Source organism: Streptomyces wuyuanensis, assembly GCF_900103455.1.
GTDB lineage: Bacteria > Actinomycetota > Actinomycetes > Streptomycetales > Streptomycetaceae > Streptomyces > Streptomyces wuyuanensis.
On the sequence record NZ_FNHI01000044.1, the window covers coordinates 1 to 15,270 of the forward strand.

Annotated in this window: 18 protein-coding genes; 9 read left to right on the forward strand and 9 right to left on the reverse strand. The window is 69.1% G+C overall.

The features are described 5' to 3' along the window. Positions 1-313 precede the first annotated feature (313 nt). The 7 genes from BLT82_RS35945 to BLT82_RS35980 all read left to right on the forward strand — a co-directional run bounded on the left by BLT82_RS35945 (position 314) and on the right by BLT82_RS35980 (position 8,016). On the forward strand, positions 314-853 hold the full coding sequence (locus BLT82_RS35945; protein ID WP_093662612.1) for a DUF6907 domain-containing protein: 540 nt from the start codon (positions 314-316) through the stop codon (positions 851-853). Then, positions 850-1,266 (forward strand): DUF6907 domain-containing protein, encoded by a 417-nt coding sequence (locus BLT82_RS35950; protein WP_093662614.1) that lies wholly within the window; start codon positions 850-852, stop codon positions 1,264-1,266. The genes BLT82_RS35945 and BLT82_RS35950 overlap by 4 nt, the downstream gene beginning before the upstream one ends. A gap of 190 nt (positions 1,267-1,456) precedes the next feature. Beyond that, positions 1,457-2,266 carry a DUF2637 domain-containing protein gene (locus BLT82_RS35960; RefSeq protein ID WP_244529939.1) on the forward strand — a complete coding sequence of 270 codons (810 nt, stop codon included), beginning with the start codon at positions 1,457-1,459 and terminating at the stop codon, positions 2,264-2,266. Continuing rightward, positions 2,263-2,565, forward strand: coding sequence for a hypothetical protein (locus BLT82_RS35965; protein WP_093662618.1), 303 nt, complete (start codon positions 2,263-2,265; stop codon positions 2,563-2,565). The genes BLT82_RS35960 and BLT82_RS35965 overlap by 4 nt, the downstream gene beginning before the upstream one ends. Positions 2,566-2,567: 2 nt before the next feature. After that, entirely contained in the window at positions 2,568-2,891 is a 324-nt protein-coding gene (locus BLT82_RS35970) for a hypothetical protein (RefSeq protein ID WP_093662620.1), read from the forward strand. Positions 2,892-2,975: 84 nt separating this feature from the next. Beyond that, on the forward strand, positions 2,976-5,111 hold the full coding sequence (locus BLT82_RS35975; protein ID WP_107490297.1) for an FtsK/SpoIIIE domain-containing protein: 2,136 nt from the start codon (positions 2,976-2,978) through the stop codon (positions 5,109-5,111). Between the two features lie 286 nt (positions 5,112-5,397). Continuing rightward, positions 5,398-8,016 (forward strand): hypothetical protein, encoded by a 2,619-nt coding sequence (locus tag BLT82_RS35980; protein ID WP_093662622.1) that lies wholly within the window; start codon positions 5,398-5,400, stop codon positions 8,014-8,016. 45 nt (positions 8,017-8,061) lie between these two features. On the opposite strand, the gene BLT82_RS35985 is transcribed toward BLT82_RS35980, so the two are convergent. From BLT82_RS35985 to BLT82_RS36020, 9 genes are all read right to left on the reverse strand, one after another. Further along, on the reverse strand, positions 8,062-8,484 hold the full coding sequence (locus BLT82_RS35985; RefSeq protein WP_143041598.1) for a hypothetical protein: 423 nt from the start codon (positions 8,482-8,484) through the stop codon (positions 8,062-8,064). Between the two features lie 438 nt (positions 8,485-8,922). Then, entirely contained in the window at positions 8,923-9,303 is a 381-nt protein-coding gene (locus BLT82_RS35990; RefSeq protein ID WP_093662626.1) for a hypothetical protein, read from the reverse strand. Then, complete coding sequence (locus BLT82_RS35995; RefSeq protein ID WP_093662628.1) at positions 9,300-9,824, reverse strand: hypothetical protein; 525 nt, start codon at positions 9,822-9,824, stop codon at positions 9,300-9,302. Before BLT82_RS35995 ends, BLT82_RS35990 begins: the two co-directional genes overlap by 4 nt. Continuing rightward, the gene (locus BLT82_RS36000) at positions 9,824-10,108 is read right to left on the reverse strand and encodes a hypothetical protein (RefSeq protein WP_093662630.1); all 285 of its coding nucleotides are present in this window, start codon (positions 10,106-10,108) and stop codon (positions 9,824-9,826) included. The genes BLT82_RS35995 and BLT82_RS36000 overlap by 1 nt, the downstream gene beginning before the upstream one ends. Further along, the gene (locus BLT82_RS36005; RefSeq protein ID WP_093662632.1) at positions 10,105-10,290 is read right to left on the reverse strand and encodes a hypothetical protein; all 186 of its coding nucleotides are present in this window, start codon (positions 10,288-10,290) and stop codon (positions 10,105-10,107) included. Before BLT82_RS36005 ends, BLT82_RS36000 begins: the two co-directional genes overlap by 4 nt. Positions 10,291-10,465: 175 nt before the next feature. Next, positions 10,466-11,875 (reverse strand): DNA primase family protein, encoded by a 1,410-nt coding sequence (locus BLT82_RS36010; RefSeq protein ID WP_093662634.1) that lies wholly within the window; start codon positions 11,873-11,875, stop codon positions 10,466-10,468. Continuing rightward, positions 11,872-12,747, reverse strand: coding sequence for a bifunctional DNA primase/polymerase (locus BLT82_RS36015; protein WP_093662636.1), 876 nt, complete (start codon positions 12,745-12,747; stop codon positions 11,872-11,874). The genes BLT82_RS36010 and BLT82_RS36015 overlap by 4 nt, the downstream gene beginning before the upstream one ends. Beyond that, entirely contained in the window at positions 12,744-12,992 is a 249-nt protein-coding gene (locus BLT82_RS36980; RefSeq protein WP_143041599.1) for a hypothetical protein, read from the reverse strand. The genes BLT82_RS36015 and BLT82_RS36980 overlap by 4 nt, the downstream gene beginning before the upstream one ends. After that, on the reverse strand, positions 12,989-13,219 hold the full coding sequence (locus BLT82_RS36020; RefSeq protein WP_093662638.1) for an RING finger protein: 231 nt from the start codon (positions 13,217-13,219) through the stop codon (positions 12,989-12,991). Before BLT82_RS36020 ends, BLT82_RS36980 begins: the two co-directional genes overlap by 4 nt. A gap of 126 nt (positions 13,220-13,345) precedes the next feature. Between BLT82_RS36020 and BLT82_RS36025 the strand changes: the two genes are divergently transcribed. After that, the gene (locus BLT82_RS36025; RefSeq protein WP_167746199.1) at positions 13,346-13,951 is read left to right on the forward strand and encodes a helix-turn-helix domain-containing protein; all 606 of its coding nucleotides are present in this window, start codon (positions 13,346-13,348) and stop codon (positions 13,949-13,951) included. Then, positions 13,932-15,131 carry a tyrosine-type recombinase/integrase gene (locus BLT82_RS36030; RefSeq protein ID WP_093662642.1) on the forward strand — a complete coding sequence of 400 codons (1,200 nt, stop codon included), beginning with the start codon at positions 13,932-13,934 and terminating at the stop codon, positions 15,129-15,131. Before BLT82_RS36025 ends, BLT82_RS36030 begins: the two co-directional genes overlap by 20 nt. Positions 15,132-15,270: the final 139 nt, after the last annotated feature.

The window sequence follows — 15,270 nt, forward strand, 5'->3', positions numbered from 1 at the left end:
GAGCCGCCTTCGGGATTCGAACCCGAGACCTACGCATTACGAGGTCTTTGAGGCCCCTTCCGGGACATGCACAGAAGCCCTTACAGGTCTCTGACCTGCGGCTTTCCTATGTTCCTCTATCAAGTGGTATCGACTCACATCAAGTCTTCATGTGTACGGCGTGTGTACTGGAACCTTGCGCAAGGGTGTTGCACGTTAGATGCAGTCGGGTCTAAAGTGCTCCTATCGCCCCGGAAACAGGGCGACCCCGGCGGGTGCTACCAACACCGCAGCCGGGGCCTAGATCCGATCCCTACCTCAGAGGGAGCGAACCATGAGCATCACCGTACCGTCCCCTGACAAGAGCACCGCTCCGGCCATCCCGTCGATGTTCCGCCCGTCCGGTGGCGGGCTGCTGCCGGGGATCCCCGCGCAGCCGTCCCCGGAGCAGGCCGCGGACGCCATCTCGGCGCAGACGCGGCTGGTGCCGGCGAAGGTCGGGCAGAGCGGCCGTGTCCAGACCGTCTACATCGAGTGCCCCACGTGGTGCGTCGTCGACCACGCGGACCGGGTGAACTACCTCGAGGACGTCATGCACTACTCGGACTTCGACGTGGTGCAGGTGGCCACGCGGACGGACGACGACTTGGCGCACTCCGCGATGATGCTCAACATCAGCTCCGACCCGGCCGCGCGCGAGCCGTGGCGCCGGTCCGCGCACCTGGTCGTGAACACCACCGGGTCCGCGTCGGACGCGTATCTGACGCCGGCCTTGGCGGAGGAGCTGGCGGACGATCTCATTGCGTTCGCCGCGCAGCTGCGGCACAAGGCCCGCCAGGTCCGTCTGCTCAACCAGGCGGAGGGCCAGGCGTGAGCGCCGACGACGAGCCGCTGTACGCGGCGGAGTTCGCCCCGGTCGAGGGCGGGCGGGTGACGATCCGGACGCGTGACTACGGCACGGTCGTGCTCGACGAGCCGGACTGGTGCAACGGCCGACACATGCAGGGCGGGTTCCGCGAGGACATCCAGCACCAGTCGGCGGACGTCGACATGACGTTCAACGTCGGGCAGGCGACGGGGCCGGCGACGCTGCTGTCGTCGTACCTGCAGCTGCGGCCGTTCTCGCCGACCCGGCCGGACCTGCTGATGTCGGTCGAGTTCTCCGACCAGGACGTGGCGCTTGACCCGGCGGGGCTGGACGCCCTCGCTGCTGCTCTGGTCGAGCACGCCTGTGTGGTGCGGCACGCGGCCCGCCGGCTGGCTGTGTTGAGGGAGACGGGCCGGTGAGCAGTCGCTGGCCGGTGCGCCGGCCGACCGAGTCCGCGGCTCTGCGCCGTGTGGCTCGGTCGGCCCGGCCCCTTCCCCCGGTTCCCGCCTTGATGGCGGCCCTCATTGACGCTGCCGCTTCCGATGATCGGCACGGCGCCAACCTGGCTGCGCACCTGGTCGTGCGCGCTGCTGGAGGAGTGGAAGACCAGTGAAGAACTTCAACCCGTCCAGAGCTTTGGCTGTCGCCGCGGGTGTGGTCATCATCGCCCTGACCGGTGCCGCGTTCTGGCTGTCCTACGCGCATCTCGCCGAGGTGGCACTGGGGCACGGCCTCGGGCAGGCGGAGGTCCGCGCGTGGGCGTGGCCGGCCTGTCTGGACCTGTTCATCATCGCGGGCGAGATCATGTGGCTGCGGGCCGCTCTCGCTCACCGGGTGGACCTGTGGGCGATCGGGCTGACGTCTGTCGGCTCTCTCGGCTCCATCGTCCTGAACGTGGCCGGGGTGACCGGGGCCCGTGACCCCGCCGCCGTGCCGCTGCTCGACTACGTGGTGGCCGCGGTGCCTCCCACAGCCGCGCTACTGGCGTTCGGCGCCCTGATGCGGCAGGTGCACCAGGCCCTCGCCGGTCACGTCGAGGCAGGTGACAACTTCTTGTCACCTGCCGCTCCGGTGACCGTGGAGCGAGCCGATTCCACAAATGTGGAACTGCCGAACGAGCCCCTCCCGGCGGTAGCCCCGGCGGTCATCGAACTGCCCGCTGTGTCCCCGATGTGGGACGCCTACCCGACCAGCAAGGTGACCGCTGCGGTACCTGCCGTACAGCCCCGTGAGGTGGTCACCGAGCAGATCACCATCACCCCTGCCGACCTGCGCCGGAAGGCCCGCACGCTACACCGGCAGGTGGTCAGCTCGGGCGGACGTGGGGTGACCATCGACCAGCTGCGGGACACGTTCGGTCTGTCGCGCCGCGAGGCCACCGAACTGCGCCGCGAAGTGGTCACGGAGGTGGCGTCGTGAGCGAGCTGGAGCGTGCGAGCCGTGAGGCCGTGGAGGCGCAGCACAACAGCGAGCAGCTGGCGCTCATCACCGCGGTGCTGCAGGCGCAGCAGCTGATGCAGCAGCAGGCGGCCCCGCCGGTACCCGTACAGCAGTCGTCGGGCAGTGCGGCGAAGTGGGTCGGCGTCGGCGTCGGCGCCTCGGTCTTCCTCGTCACGGTGGCCGTGTCCGCGGTCGCCGTAGCCATCAGCGCTGTCGCGCTGACCATCTGCGTCCTCGTGCTGCGCGGCATGTGGACCGACATGCGAAAGGGCAAGTGACCATGACAGATCGCATCTACACCAGTGCCGAACGCCGCCGCCGCGCCGGCCTGATCCTCCGGGGTTCGAAGAAGGCCCTGGCCGGCATCGAGGACGCTCGCATCGACCGGGCCATCGACCGCATCGACGACGCCGCCACCGAGCGGTACGGCCGCGAGGCCGCGGCGGCACGTCAGCAGCTGGAGAAGGCCAAGCAGGCGACGGCAGCCGCCAGGGTCGCGGAGCGGGCGGCGAAGCGCGAGGACCGGCAGGCCGCCCGGAAGGCCCGCGAGGCCGCGCAGGACGCCGAACGTCGCGCCGAACGAGCCGCACGCCACTACCGATAGCCACGCCACGGGGCGGCCCATCCCAGCCAGGACACCGGGCCGCCCCGTGGCCCCATCCGCTCACGAGAGCAGAAGGAATCCATCATGACTGAAACCCTGACCGGCCCGGTCAACGGGCACGCCGTGCCGAACCTTCTCAAGCCCCGACTGGCAGGTGTTGCAGATGAAACACCTGTAGCCGAATCGCCGGCCGCGGTCGAGGCGGTCGACCTGCCGGGCAACCCGCTGGCCGACTGGCTGACCGTGCCCGACGCGCCCGTGCTGCCCGCATGGGCCCGCTCCCGTGCCGCGATCCTCGCGAACGTGGCCGCGCTCGGCCGACTCACCTGGTGGCACTCCCGCTACCACGGGGTGCGTACCCCGAAGTACCTGGTGAAGACGGTGCTGCTCGCCGCTCGCGGCTTCTACCGGGCCACCGTGGGGATCTGGCCGACGCTGTCGGCGCAGGACCACAGCGCCGCCGTGAAGGCCCTGCGGGCGCAGGTGAAGGCGAAGCCGGAGGACGTCGACCTGGCGGTGCGGCTGCAGATCGCGCACCTGGAGCGGACGAAGACGCGCCGCTGGAGGTTCGGCGCCGCAGCTGTCGGTGTCACCGCGGCCGCCGTCGGCGTCGCCCTGGCCGACCCGCTGCTGCAGACCGGCATCGCCGGTGCCGTCACCGTCCCGCTCGCCTACCTGGGCCGCGGGAAGGAGGCCACGTTCCTCGACCAGGGCGCACCGCCGCTGCGGGTCGACATGTCCGCGCAGCAGCTCAACGACGCTCTGCGTGCCGCTGGCCTCCTCAAAAGCGGCCGGGCCGGCGAGGACGAGAAGGACTGGCCGCGGGTGTCTTGCTCGATGGGCCCGGTCCGTGATGGCCGCGGCTGGGCTGTGATCTTCGACCTGCCCCGGGGCGGCGGGAAGACCGCGTCCGACGTCCTCGCCAAGCGGGAGGTCATCGCGCAGGAGCTCGGCGTCGACGAGATTCAGGTGATTATGTCGCGCGTCCGTGCAGCTCAGGGCGGCAACGCTGGCCGCGTCAGCATGTGGGTCGCCGACGACGACCCGTACCTCGGCACGCCGAACCCGTCGCCGCTGGAGAAGGCCGACACGTTCTCGGTGTGGGATCCGATCCCGTTCGGGCAGGACGCGCGCGGCAACCGCATCACCGTCCCGATCATGTGGCAGAGCATGTTTTTCGGCGGGCTCCCGCGGCGCGGGAAGACGTTCACGCAGCGGCTCATGACCGCCGCCGGCCTGCTCGACGCGTGGGTGCGGCACTACGTCGCCGACGGCAAGGGCGGCGCGGACTGGATGCCGATGCGGGCGGTCGCGCACCGCCTGGTCATGGGCGCCGAGGACGACGCCATCGAGGCCCTGAAAGCGATGCTGCAGGAGCTCCTGACGGAGATGGAGCGCCGGTTCGCCCTGCTCAGGGAACTGCCCGCGTCGATCTGCCCGGAGGGCAAGCTCACCCCGGAGATCATGCGGAGGTACAACCTGCCGGTCATCTTCGTCACCATCGACGAGCTGCAGGAGTACTTCACCGCCATGGAGAAGGACGACCGCGAGGAGGTCATCAACAACCTGTGCCGTGTCGCCCGACGCGGGCCGGCGGCCGGGTTCATCAGCAACTTCGCCAGCCAGCGGCCGGATGCCGAGTCGGTGCCGCCGAAGCTCCGGGAGATCATCACCATCCGGTACTCGACGCAGGTCGTCGACAAGACGTCCAGCGACATGGTGTTGGGCAAGGGCAAGGCCGCGCAGGGCGCCGACGCGTCCGTCCTGTCCGAGGAGCACAAGGGCGTCGGCGTGCTGGTCACCGGGCCCGCGTCCTACGTCACCGTCCGCGCGGACCTGATGGACGGGCCCACGTTCGCCCAGTTGTGCCAGCGCGGCCGGCAGCTGCGCATCGACGCGGGCCAGCTGACGGGCGACGCGGCCGGTGACGTCACGGCAGCTGCGGACGCGCAGGGCATCCGGGTGCCGGCTGTCGTCTCCGACGTCCTCGAGGTCATGCGGCACTCGCCGCGCATGTACACCACCGACCTGCTCAACGGGTTGGTGAACATCGACGAGGACACCTATGGCGACTGGAATGCGGAGCAGCTGGCGAAGGAGCTGGAGCAGGCCGGGGTGAAGCGCACCAGCAAGCAGGTGAAGATCGGCGGGACGAACGCCGCCGGGTATCAGCGGCGCGACATCGAGGCCGCGGTGCCGGCCGAGATCCTGCTCGGGTAGAGGGGATCCCCTCTACCAACGGCCCGGGGCCGGACCTCCATCACGGGGGTCCGGCCCCTTTCTGCGTTGGGTCCGAAGTAGCGGGGCCTCTTTACCCCGGTCATGGGGGCGGTCACGGCCGCTGACCTGCAAGGTAGCGCGGGTAGAGGGGGGCGTCCCCCATGCCCGTACTGCCGCCGCTGGACGCCGTCTGCGTCCCTGTCCCGGCCGATCACCCGCCCCTATCCTGAAGTGAGCAATTTGATCGCGCACAACTCACTGGCGGGCAACTGATAGGCGGGCGTCCATGGCAAGCAACAGACTGACCTTCATCCTCGACGGGCGAGACCGGCTCTCCGACGTACTGAACCGGGCCGGGGACTCGGCCGTCCGGTTGCAGCGCCGGCTGCAGGACAGTGAGAGCGGCTTCTCCGACTCCATGGAGAAGATGCGCAAGTCCGTCCTGTCTCTCGCCCCCGCCGCGATCCCTGCCGCCACAGCGCTGGCGCCGATCGCCGCAGCGGCCGGCGCTGCCGCGGTCGGTGTAGGCGCGTTCACCCTCGCCCTCGGCCCCCAAGTCAAAGCCATCGGGGAAGCATCCGAGGCTGAGCAGAAGTACCAAGACGCGGTCGAGAAGTCGGGAGCATCGTCGAAGGAAGCCCTCGACGCGCACGCCGAGTACACCCGACAGATGGCGAAACTCCCCCCGGCCACCCAGAAGGCCGCCGCGTCGATGTCCGTCCTCAAGGACACGTACAAGGCGTGGAGCGACTCCCTCGCGGTCGACACGATGAAGCCGTTCACCAAGGGCCTGCAGCTGGCGACCGCGACCCTCCCCAAGCTCACGCCGCTCGTGCGCGGCACCAGCGCCGAACTCGACCGCATGATGGCCCTGCTCGGCGGCGGCATGGCGTCCCCCGGATTCGACCGGCTGATGGCCAAGTTCGCCGACTTCTCCCGCGGCTCTCTCGCCAAGGTCAACGACGGCATCGTCCGCCTGGTCGACAACCTCGACTCCGGCCGGGTCGACAACGGCGTGTCCAAGTTCATGGCCTACGCCAGAGCCCAAGGGCCGCTCGTGTCCGACACGCTGCGCAACATCGGCGACTCGCTCGTCACCCTCGCCGTAGCCGGCGCCGACGTCGGCGTCGGCATGCTGCAGGTCGTCAACGCCCTCACCAAACTCGTTGCCACCGTACCGTCCGGGCTCGTCACCACCCTGCTGCAGGTCGCCGTGGCGATGAAGCTCATCAACCTGGGGGCCGCGGCGTTCTCCGCCGTAGGCGTCGCCGCAGCAGGCGCAGCAGGGCACGTAGCCACCTTCGTCCGCTCCGCACGGTTCGGCGGCATCAGCAGCGCCGTACAGGGCCTCACACAGCGCTTCACGGCCCTGCAGAAGGCCGGCGCCGGGCTGGCCGTCCTCGGCGTCGCAGCACTCGCTGTGGACGAGCTCGCCCGCAAAGCCCGCGGCGCGCCGCCGGACATCGACAAGCTGCGCACGTCGCTGCTCAACCTCGCCGAGACGGGCAAGTTCACCGGCGAACTCGGTAAGACGTTCGGCAGCATGGACGGCATGGCCGCCAAGTTCCGGCAGCTGCGCATCGAATCGGCCGGGCTGAAGGCCGCCGAGCCGTGGCTCGCGCTCGCCCCCATGGGCAAAGCAGCCGACCTCCTCGCCCCCAAGCTCGACGACCTCACCCGCGGAGCCAAGTCGTTCGGGGCGACGAAGGAAGACTTCGCCGGAGTCGACCAGGTCCTCGCGTCCATGGTGTCGAGCGGCTACGCCGACCAGGCCGCCGAGGACTTCGCCACCTTCTCCCAGATGATGAAGGACAGCGGGCACTCCGCCGCCAGCATCGCCTCCACGTTCTCCCAGTACAAGAACGCCGTGGCCGCCGCCAAGCTGGAGCAGGACATCGCCGCCCGCGGCATGGGCCTCTTCGGCGAACAGGCCGTCGCCACCCAGGCCAAGCTCAACCGGATGCGGCAAGGCGTCATGGGCCTGCAGCAGGGCATCCACGCCCTCAACCAGGTCGCCCTGCAGTCCCGCGGCGACGTGCGCGCGATGGAGGCCGCCATAGACGCGGCCACCGAATCCATCAAGCAGAACGGGCGCACCCTCGACGAGAACACCGAAGCCGGCCGGGCGAACGCCCAGACCCTCGACAACCTCGCCGCCACCACCAAGCAGGCGGTCGAGTCGAAGTACCTGGAGACGGGCAGCTGGGAAGAGGCCATGAAGGTCTACCGGCGCGGCCGTGGCGAGTTGGAGAAGTCCACGATCGGGATGGGCAAGACGAAAGCGCAGGCCAAGGCACTGGCGGACCAGATCCTGCGCACACCGAACAAGACCGCGATCCTCACGGCCAACTCGGACGACCTGAAGGCGAAGCTCAAGGACGCGGAGACGCGGCTGAAGAACGCGCCGCTCGACAAGCAGGGCAAGATCCGGGCGGAGATCAGCGACCTGAAGAACAAGATCGCCGAAGCGCACAGGCGCATGAACACCATCAACGGGCGCATCGCCACCACGTACATCGACACCGTCCTGCGGACCGTGGAGGAGAAGTCACAGAAGCCGCTGTGGCGGTCCCGCGGCGGCCTGGTCCGAGGACCCGGCACGGAGACCTCCGACAGCATCCACACGCGGCTCTCAGACAACGAGTTCGTCGTCAACGCCCGGCAAACCAAGCGGCACCTGCCGCTACTGCGGGCTATCAACGCCGGCCGGGCCCTGCCCGCCGAAGCGATGACCGCCCGCGTTCCGGCCATGACCGCGCCCGCCCGAGCCGGCGGCGGGCAGACCATCGTCGTCAACATCAACGGCCCGATCGACGCCATGGCCGCGGGCCGGGAGGTCGAGCGGGTCCTGACCGCGTTCAAGCGGAACCAGGGCGGCGGGCCGCTCCAGTTCGAACGCTCCTGACCTGCACAAACGTGAGGGGCCGTCACGAGCGTGACGGCCCCTCGATCATCCGACACTCGGACCGTTCACCACAGTCAGCAGCTCCGTCCGCCGGGCGTGCTGCCGGGCCCGGATGTCGTCGAGACCGTCCTCATCCTGGCTCTCGGCGATGTGACCCATCAGGTCCGTCAGCTGCTTCACCAGCCCGGACAAGCCGTGGGCGTTCGAGTCGATGGCCTGCGCCAGCTTCACCGCACAGCGCGCCATCACCAGCTGCGGGCCACCCTCCCGGCCGGGAGGGACAGCGTCGATGAACGCCAGCACCGCCGACGTCACGGACTCGCCGGACGCAGGGTCAGGCATGTTGAAGCGGGGCAGGTCATCGCCGTCCACCCACGGGCAGTTGCCGGGACGGCAGAGCGAGTGATCGCCACTGCGGTGCGCGCGGTGCCGGCGAGCCCGGAGGGCCTCTGAGTCGGGACGCTTCATGGCTACTCCCTGTTACTGGCTACCGATCGGTAGCGATCTTGGGGCTAGGGCTGAGGCTCGGGTCAAGATCGTCACGTGACCTTGATCGTCACTCACGTGGAGATCATCGAGCGACGAGGGCTTTTGGGTCGCCCGCCCATCTAGGTGCCAAGGGCATCTACATGCCCCCCTACCTGCGTGTTCGCTTGGTCGCTGGTGCTGTTCGGTGCGCTGTTCGTCGGTTCGTCGTCGCTGCGGGCGGGCTGTGCCGGCGCTGTGCGGGCTGCTCGCCGCGGTCTGGCGGGGCTCGGTCTGGCTGCTGTGGGTGTGGGTGTGCCCGGCACGCCGAGGAGGGGTTGGCGTGCCGGGCAGGTGGCTGGGGCGCAGGCAGGTCATCGGGCCGAGGTCCCTCGCTACCTTGCCGCTCATGAACGCACGGGTTGACGCCCCAGCCTGGTCTCAGGCTGCTCGGCTGCGGGTGAGCACGATGTGCTGCTCGCGGACGAGCCTGGCGGCGAAGCCGAGCACGGCCTCGCGGTGCTGGGTGAGGATGCGCCTGGCCTCGCGTTCGACGTGCCACAGCTGTTGGAAGCCGTGGTCTCGTTCGAACCTGCGCAGGTCGGAGCATGCTCGGTCTTCGTAGGGCAGGGCGCTGAGTTCCCGGCACCACAGGTCGCCGGCCGCGAGGATGACCGCGGTCTGCTGCAGGCTGGTCTTGGCGCACTCGGTGCGGCCTGCGAGGGTGCGCGGGTCGACCCACACTTCGTGTACGGGTACGCGGTAGTGGCGGGCGACGACAGCGTGCGCGGCTTCGTGCTCGGCCGTGGAGCGCAGGCTCATGCGACATCACCGCCGTTCATCCATTCCTCGGCTGCGTCGGCACCCATGGTGTCGCGGAGGCTGTTGAACAGTCGCTCGCTGCTCTGCCGTTCGGCGTCTGCGCGGCGCTTGCGGGCGGCGTGCTCGGCGCGTGCTTCGGCCAGCTGCTCCTCGCGGCGCAAGAACCACATGCCGTCGTCGTCGGGGGCCTGCGGGGGCGTGGCGGCCTCGGGAGCCCACGTGAGCGGTCCGGTGCGCCCTTCGCGGTGTTCGCGGGCGAGACGGACTGTGGTGGCGTCGTTGGCGCGGCAGGTCTGCAGGATGGCGAGTCGTGCGGCCTGGCGGCGCTCGGCCTGGTCGTCGTCCCAGTAGTTGTCCATGGTTGTCTCCTTGTTGCGGGCGGCCGCGAGGGCGGCGGGGGCTTGGTCGAGGAGCCGGCGGAGGTCTCGCCGGGCCTTGGGGGTGCTACGGCGGGCCTTGCGGCGGTCCTTGGCCCACGTGTTGAACGTGGACCACTGGAGCCGCTGGGTGTGGGTGGTCACTACTCCTCCTTGTCGAGGGCTTCTTGAGCGTCGGTGTGGGCGACGAGTTCGGCGTATGCCTGCCAGACGGCCTGTGGGTCGGCGTCGCGTTCCTCGGCGACGATGTGGATGAAGGTGGTGAGGGTGCCGAGGAGGGCGGGGACGACGAGTTCGGAGTCGCCGTACACGAGGTCTGCGATGAGTTCGCCGGCGAGCGGGTCATCATCGAGGTTGTCGTCGGCGATGAGCCGGGCGGTCATGGCCGCGATGACGGCCCGGTGCACGTCGGCGATCGGGTCGCTCACGGCTGGCTCCCGGGGCTGTCGGTGTACGTCCTGGGGGCCTTGGGGCACTGGGGGGTGTGCTGCTGGGTGCAGCGGTCGCCCTTGCGGCAGAGGGCGGCCCCGCAGCCGAGGACGCACCGGAGGTAAGTGCCGCGCCGGACCGGGCGGGCGCAGGAGGCGCAGTAGCGGGCTCGGAAGGTCACAGTTGCTCCGGATGGGTGGCTGGTGTGGGGACGGACATTGGCGGGGCTGGAAGGGGGTGGGAAGGCCCGGTTGCCGGGTGGCGGGTGGTGGGTTGTGGCGGGTTTTCCGAAACTCCCACGCGCACACGCATGGAAGGTTTTGGGGAGACCCACCACAACCCACCACTTCCGCAGGTCACGGCTCTTCGTCCTCCGTTTCACCGAGGAGCATCAGGCCCAGCCAGACGGCCCCGACGTTCCGCTTCGCCTTGTCGAATCCGCGGGCCTTCATGGAGGCGGCGAACGCGACCTCGGACCCAACCTCTTCGGTCTTGATGCCGGCGCCGTGACACCAGCTGGACCAGGCGCTGTAGAGCTCCCGGGAACGAACCACGCCGTGGGGGTTGGTGATGGTCCGTTCGCTGAGGAAGCGGCCGAGGGTGTCGCTGTCGGTGCGGTACTGCTCGGTCCGCACCCGCACGGCCTCGGGCGGATTGAGGCCCTGCTGCTGGTAGTCGAGCCACCCTGCGTAGGCCCACGCGAGGACGGCCGGCGCTGCCGCCTTCAGGCGTGCAGGAAGCTCTCCGTCTCGTTCGTTCTCGGGGATGACGACGTCGAAGGGGACGACGAGGATGCGGCGCCACACGGCCGGGTCGTCGCCGCTGACAGCTGGCAGATGGTTCGTCAGCATGATCAGCGTGTGCGTCGGGTCGAACGTGATCGGGTTCTTGTGCATGTAGTTGGCTTCGATGGGGTCGCCACCGACCAGCCGCTTCATCGTCGCCTCGGCGAACTTGCGGCCCTTCTCCGTCTCGGAGCAGAACGCCAGCCGGGCGCCGCGGAGCCGCATCTTGAACGAGCCGTGCCGCTCGTGCTTGGACTCCATGAGCAGGGCAGGGTCGACCTCGATGCAGTAGTCGCCGAACGCGGCGACGAGGGCGTCGCGGAGGGTGCCTTTGCCGTTGGCGCCGGTGCCGGTGAAGATCGGCATGACGTGCTCGGTCTGCTTGCCGAGCATGGCGTAGCCGAAGAGCCGCTGCACGAAGGCCCGCACGTCCTCGTCGGGCAGGATGCGTTCGAGGAACGTCTCCCACTCGTCGTCGGGCTTCTCGCCGATCGCGGCCCCTGACACCTTCGTGATCAGGTCGTTTCGGTCGTTCTCCTTGAGGGTGCCCTCGTGCAGGTCGACGGTGCCGGCGGGCGTGTTGAAGAAGTACGGGTCGGCGTCCAGTGAGCGCGAGGCTGTCGAGATCGGCTTGAGGGCGCTGGCGAGCTTCAGCATGCCCTCGATGCCGCTGGAGCTCTCGGACTTCTTGACGTCGGCGTACAGGGCGTCGCGCTCGGGGGACTTGCTCATGCCGAGGACGTCCGCGAGGGCGCGCTTGGTGGTGGCGATGGCCGCCTCGACGTCGACGCGTTCCTCGTCGATTTTCCAGCGGGCGCCGTCCCACTGGTGCCAGCCGATGCCGTGGACGAACCGCAGTGCGTCGGCGTGTTGCTCGAGGAAGCGCTCCGCCATGCCGAGGTGCCCTCCGTGGGAGTTCCGCGGCAGGGGCACGACACGCAGCCTGGGGGCTGCTGCGGGCTGGCTGTAGGGCTCGGTCACGCACCCGCTCCCTTCTGTGCTGAAGCGACGGTGCGCCTTGCCTCACCCTCACCCAGTCCCACCCCGACAGCCGCCGAGACCAGCGCAGCCTCCACGTCGCGGGCCGCGAGATGTCCGTCCCTCACGTGAGCCCACGCCTTGGCCGCGGCCCAGAACAGGCGGTCGTTCCGGGTGCCTTCGGCTGCGGTGGTGACGACGCGGACCAGGCCGTCGAGGACGCGCCCGCCGTGGTCCGGACTGGACGGGCGGTGCGGCTGCCGGAACACGGTCCGGGCCGGGGGTGTCAGCAGCTGGAGCAGCTGCTCGGGGATGGGGTAGACGGTCGGCTCCGAGGCGCTGGGGTGGATGGTGTATTCGCCGGTCTTGCCGCGGCTGCCGGGGCCGACGAGGTATCCGCGGGTGCCGCGGACGTCGATGCCGGGGCCGAGGCGTCCCGCGCTGTTGGGGATGTGGGCGCCGGCTGGGCCGGTGAACCACAGGTGGAATCCGCCGGATGGGGTGCAGACGGTCACGGTGCGCGGCACGGTGAAGCCGTGCTCTGTGGCGAGCTGGTTGAGGGTGGCGCAGCCGTCGACGCCGTTCTTGCGGTCGAGGTCGACGCCGATGAGGGGCAGGGGGCCGGCGCCGCATGCGATGCCGTATCCGGCCGCGTGCCGGGCCTGCTCGAATCCTGCGCGGATGATGTCGGGGCACGTGCTGGCGTCGCCTACGCCGTGCCCGAACGCGCCGCATGCCCTGAGTCCCGCGCAGCTGTGTCCCTTGTCGTGCGGTGAGGGGATCGCGGGGACCTTGTTGCGAGACAGCGGGAAGACGCCGAAGCCGCGGGCTGCTGCCTGTAGGGCGTTGTCGAGGGCGTTCTGCCAGTTGCTCATGCCGCCCCCTTGGCTCGTCGGGGCTTCAGGTCGTATTCGGTGCCGCAGGGCCCGGTGACCTTGCCGAGGTGGACGTGGCGGTGCCAGTCCTTGCACTCGGGGCAGTGGGCGAGGAACTCGGTGCGGCCTCTTGTGACGAGGACGAGTGGTCGCGCTACGCTGGCATCAGTCCCGCCGCCCGCAGCGAAGAGGGATTCTTGAGACGCCCCGGCTTCCACCCGGGGCGTCTTTGCGTTCTGCTTCATGCTGCGGCGCCTCCGCTCACGGTGCGCTCGTCGAGCCACCGTTCGATGGCGCTGCGCCGGTAGTAGACCCGGCCGCTTCGCCCCGGATGCGTCTTGATGTAGTCCGGGCCGGTCCCCCGCCACCGGAGCTCTGCGAGAGCCTGCGGGTTACGGAAGAGCGGGTACTGCTTGCACACCTCAGCCGACGACAGGACCTCGTCCACGGTCGCCTGCCTCGCTGCCTTCATTGCGTCTCCTTAGGCTGCATTCGTTGCATGTTAGATACGACTGCACCTATGCTGATGCACATGACCCAGATGGTAACCCATGCGAGGCGAGACGCAAGTCCCTTGATCCTGAATAGGCTGTCTCCCATGAGTGAGCAGCAGTACGGCCGACGGGCCGTCGAGATGGGACCGACCGGCCGCACGGTCGCCGACAATTTGGCCAGGCTGCGGAACGCGCGCGGGCTCAGCACCCGGCAGCTGGCCACCGCGCTGGAGCAGGTAGGGCGCAGCATCTCCCCGTCCGGCATCAGCCGAATGGAGAAGGCCGAACGGCACATGACAGCCGACGACTTGGCGGCACTCGCAGTGGTGCTGCGAGTGAGTCCGTCCGCGTTCCTGCTGCCGCTGGAAGACTCCGACGAGTACGCCGTCGAGATCACGGGCGCCGGTGCGGTTCCTGCTGATGTGGCCTGGGACTGGGCGGACGGCAAGCGTCCCGTCCGCTGGCTCGAGGGTGACCCGAGTACAGCCTCACTCGACTACCGCCTCTACAGCCGGCCCCCAGGCCGACGCGAGGTGCACGGCATCGTGCTGCGACCCCGCGGGGAACGCGGCCGTCAACAGGTCGCAGAGATCCGCAGGGCGTACCGGATGCTGCAGGATCACGGACTCGACATTCGCGAGCTGCAGCGGCTGGACGCTGACGCCTTCGAGCAGCTGATGGGGGACGCCGATGGCCAGAGTCTGGATTGAGGATCGGGAGAACCACGCCGACTACCAGGCGGCCATGGAGAAGTGGCAGGCCGCGAAGCGTGAGGGTTCCAAGCGGCAGCCGCCGGGGCGGTGGCGGGTCCGCTGGTACGGGCCGGACGGGAAGCCGAAGGCGCAGACGTTCCTGAAGCTGCCGCAGGCCGAGGCCGAGAAGCACGCGATTACGGCCCGGCTCGACAAGGGCAGCTACCGGGATCCGAAGTCGGGGAAGGCCGCGGTGAAGGTCGTCGCCGAGGAGTGGTTCGGCTCCAAGCGGAAGATCGGCCGGACGACGAAGCGGGACTACCGGGACCTGCTCGACAACTACGTGATCCCGAAGTGGGGCGACTGGCAGGTCGCCGCTATCCAGTGGGAGGACGTCAACGCGTGGCTGACCGAGCTGGAGACCAAGCCGGGGAAGTCCGGCAAGGTCCTGGGGGCGGCCCGCATCATCAAGGCGTACCGGGTGCTGTCCATGACGATGAAGCACGCCGTCTTCTCGAAGCGGATCTCTGTGAATCCGTGCCACGACCACGAGCTGCCGCGGCCCGATGAAGAGGACGAGCACGTCTACCTGACCTATGACCAGCTGGAGCGTCTGGCGCTGGCGGCCGGCGAGTATCGGCTGCTGATCCTCACCTTGGGGTACTGCGGCATCCGGTGGGCGGAGGCGTCGGCGGTGAAGGTGGGTCGGTTGCAGGTGCCGCAGCGGCGCATGCGGATCGTGCAGAACTACACCGACGTGAGCGGGCACCTGGCGCTGGGCCCGGTGAAAAATCACGAGAAACGTTCTGTGCCGCTGCCGCGGTCGTTCGCGAACGAGCTGGGCGCCCTGGCCAAGGGGCGGAAGGCTGACGATCTTCTGTTCACCGCTCCGGAAGGCGGGCCGCTGAGGTACGCGAACTTCCGGTCGCGGGTGTTCGATCCGGCGGTGAAGGAGGCGGGCCTCGAGGGCATGGGCATAACTCCGCACAAGCTGCGGCACACCGCGGCCTCGCTCGCCATCGCGGCCGGCGCGGACGTGAAGGTGATTCAGCTCATGCTCGGACACAAAGATGCGTCGATGACGCTGAACATCTACGGGCACCTGTTCCCGGACCGGCTCGACGAGGTCGCGGACGCGCTCGACGCCGGGCGAAAGGTCGCACTGGCGTTGGCGGATGCGTCACTCGCCGACGCTTAGCGATCAAAGCAGGGTGTACTAAATGCGTATGGGCCCCTCGGAATGATCTTCCGTGGGGCCCATCGCATGTGGCCCGTGACCTGCCACTTTGCCTCTGAGCCGCCTTCGGGATTCGAACCCGAGACCTACGCATTACGAG

Coding starts and splice junctions, on each gene's coding strand:
- BLT82_RS35945 (WP_093662612.1), top strand. CDS start 314: ATGAGCATCACCGTACCGTCCCCTGACAAGAGCACCGCTCCGGCCATC.
- BLT82_RS35970 (WP_093662620.1), top strand. CDS start 2,568: ATGACAGATCGCATCTACACCAGTGCCGAACGCCGCCGCCGCGCCGGC.
- BLT82_RS35975 (WP_107490297.1), top strand. CDS start 2,976: ATGACTGAAACCCTGACCGGCCCGGTCAACGGGCACGCCGTGCCGAAC.
- BLT82_RS35980 (WP_093662622.1), top strand. CDS start 5,398: ATGGCAAGCAACAGACTGACCTTCATCCTCGACGGGCGAGACCGGCTC.
- BLT82_RS35985 (WP_143041598.1), bottom strand. CDS start 8,484: ATGAAGCGTCCCGACTCAGAGGCCCTCCGGGCTCGCCGGCACCGCGCG.
- BLT82_RS35990 (WP_093662626.1), bottom strand. CDS start 9,303: ATGAGCCTGCGCTCCACGGCCGAGCACGAAGCCGCGCACGCTGTCGTC.
- BLT82_RS36015 (WP_093662636.1), bottom strand. CDS start 12,747: ATGAGCAACTGGCAGAACGCCCTCGACAACGCCCTACAGGCAGCAGCC.
- BLT82_RS36980 (WP_143041599.1), bottom strand. CDS start 12,992: ATGAAGCAGAACGCAAAGACGCCCCGGGTGGAAGCCGGGGCGTCTCAA.
- BLT82_RS36020 (WP_093662638.1), bottom strand. CDS start 13,219: ATGAAGGCAGCGAGGCAGGCGACCGTGGACGAGGTCCTGTCGTCGGCT.
- BLT82_RS36025 (WP_167746199.1), top strand. CDS start 13,346: ATGAGTGAGCAGCAGTACGGCCGACGGGCCGTCGAGATGGGACCGACC.
- BLT82_RS36030 (WP_093662642.1), top strand. CDS start 13,932: ATGGCCAGAGTCTGGATTGAGGATCGGGAGAACCACGCCGACTACCAG.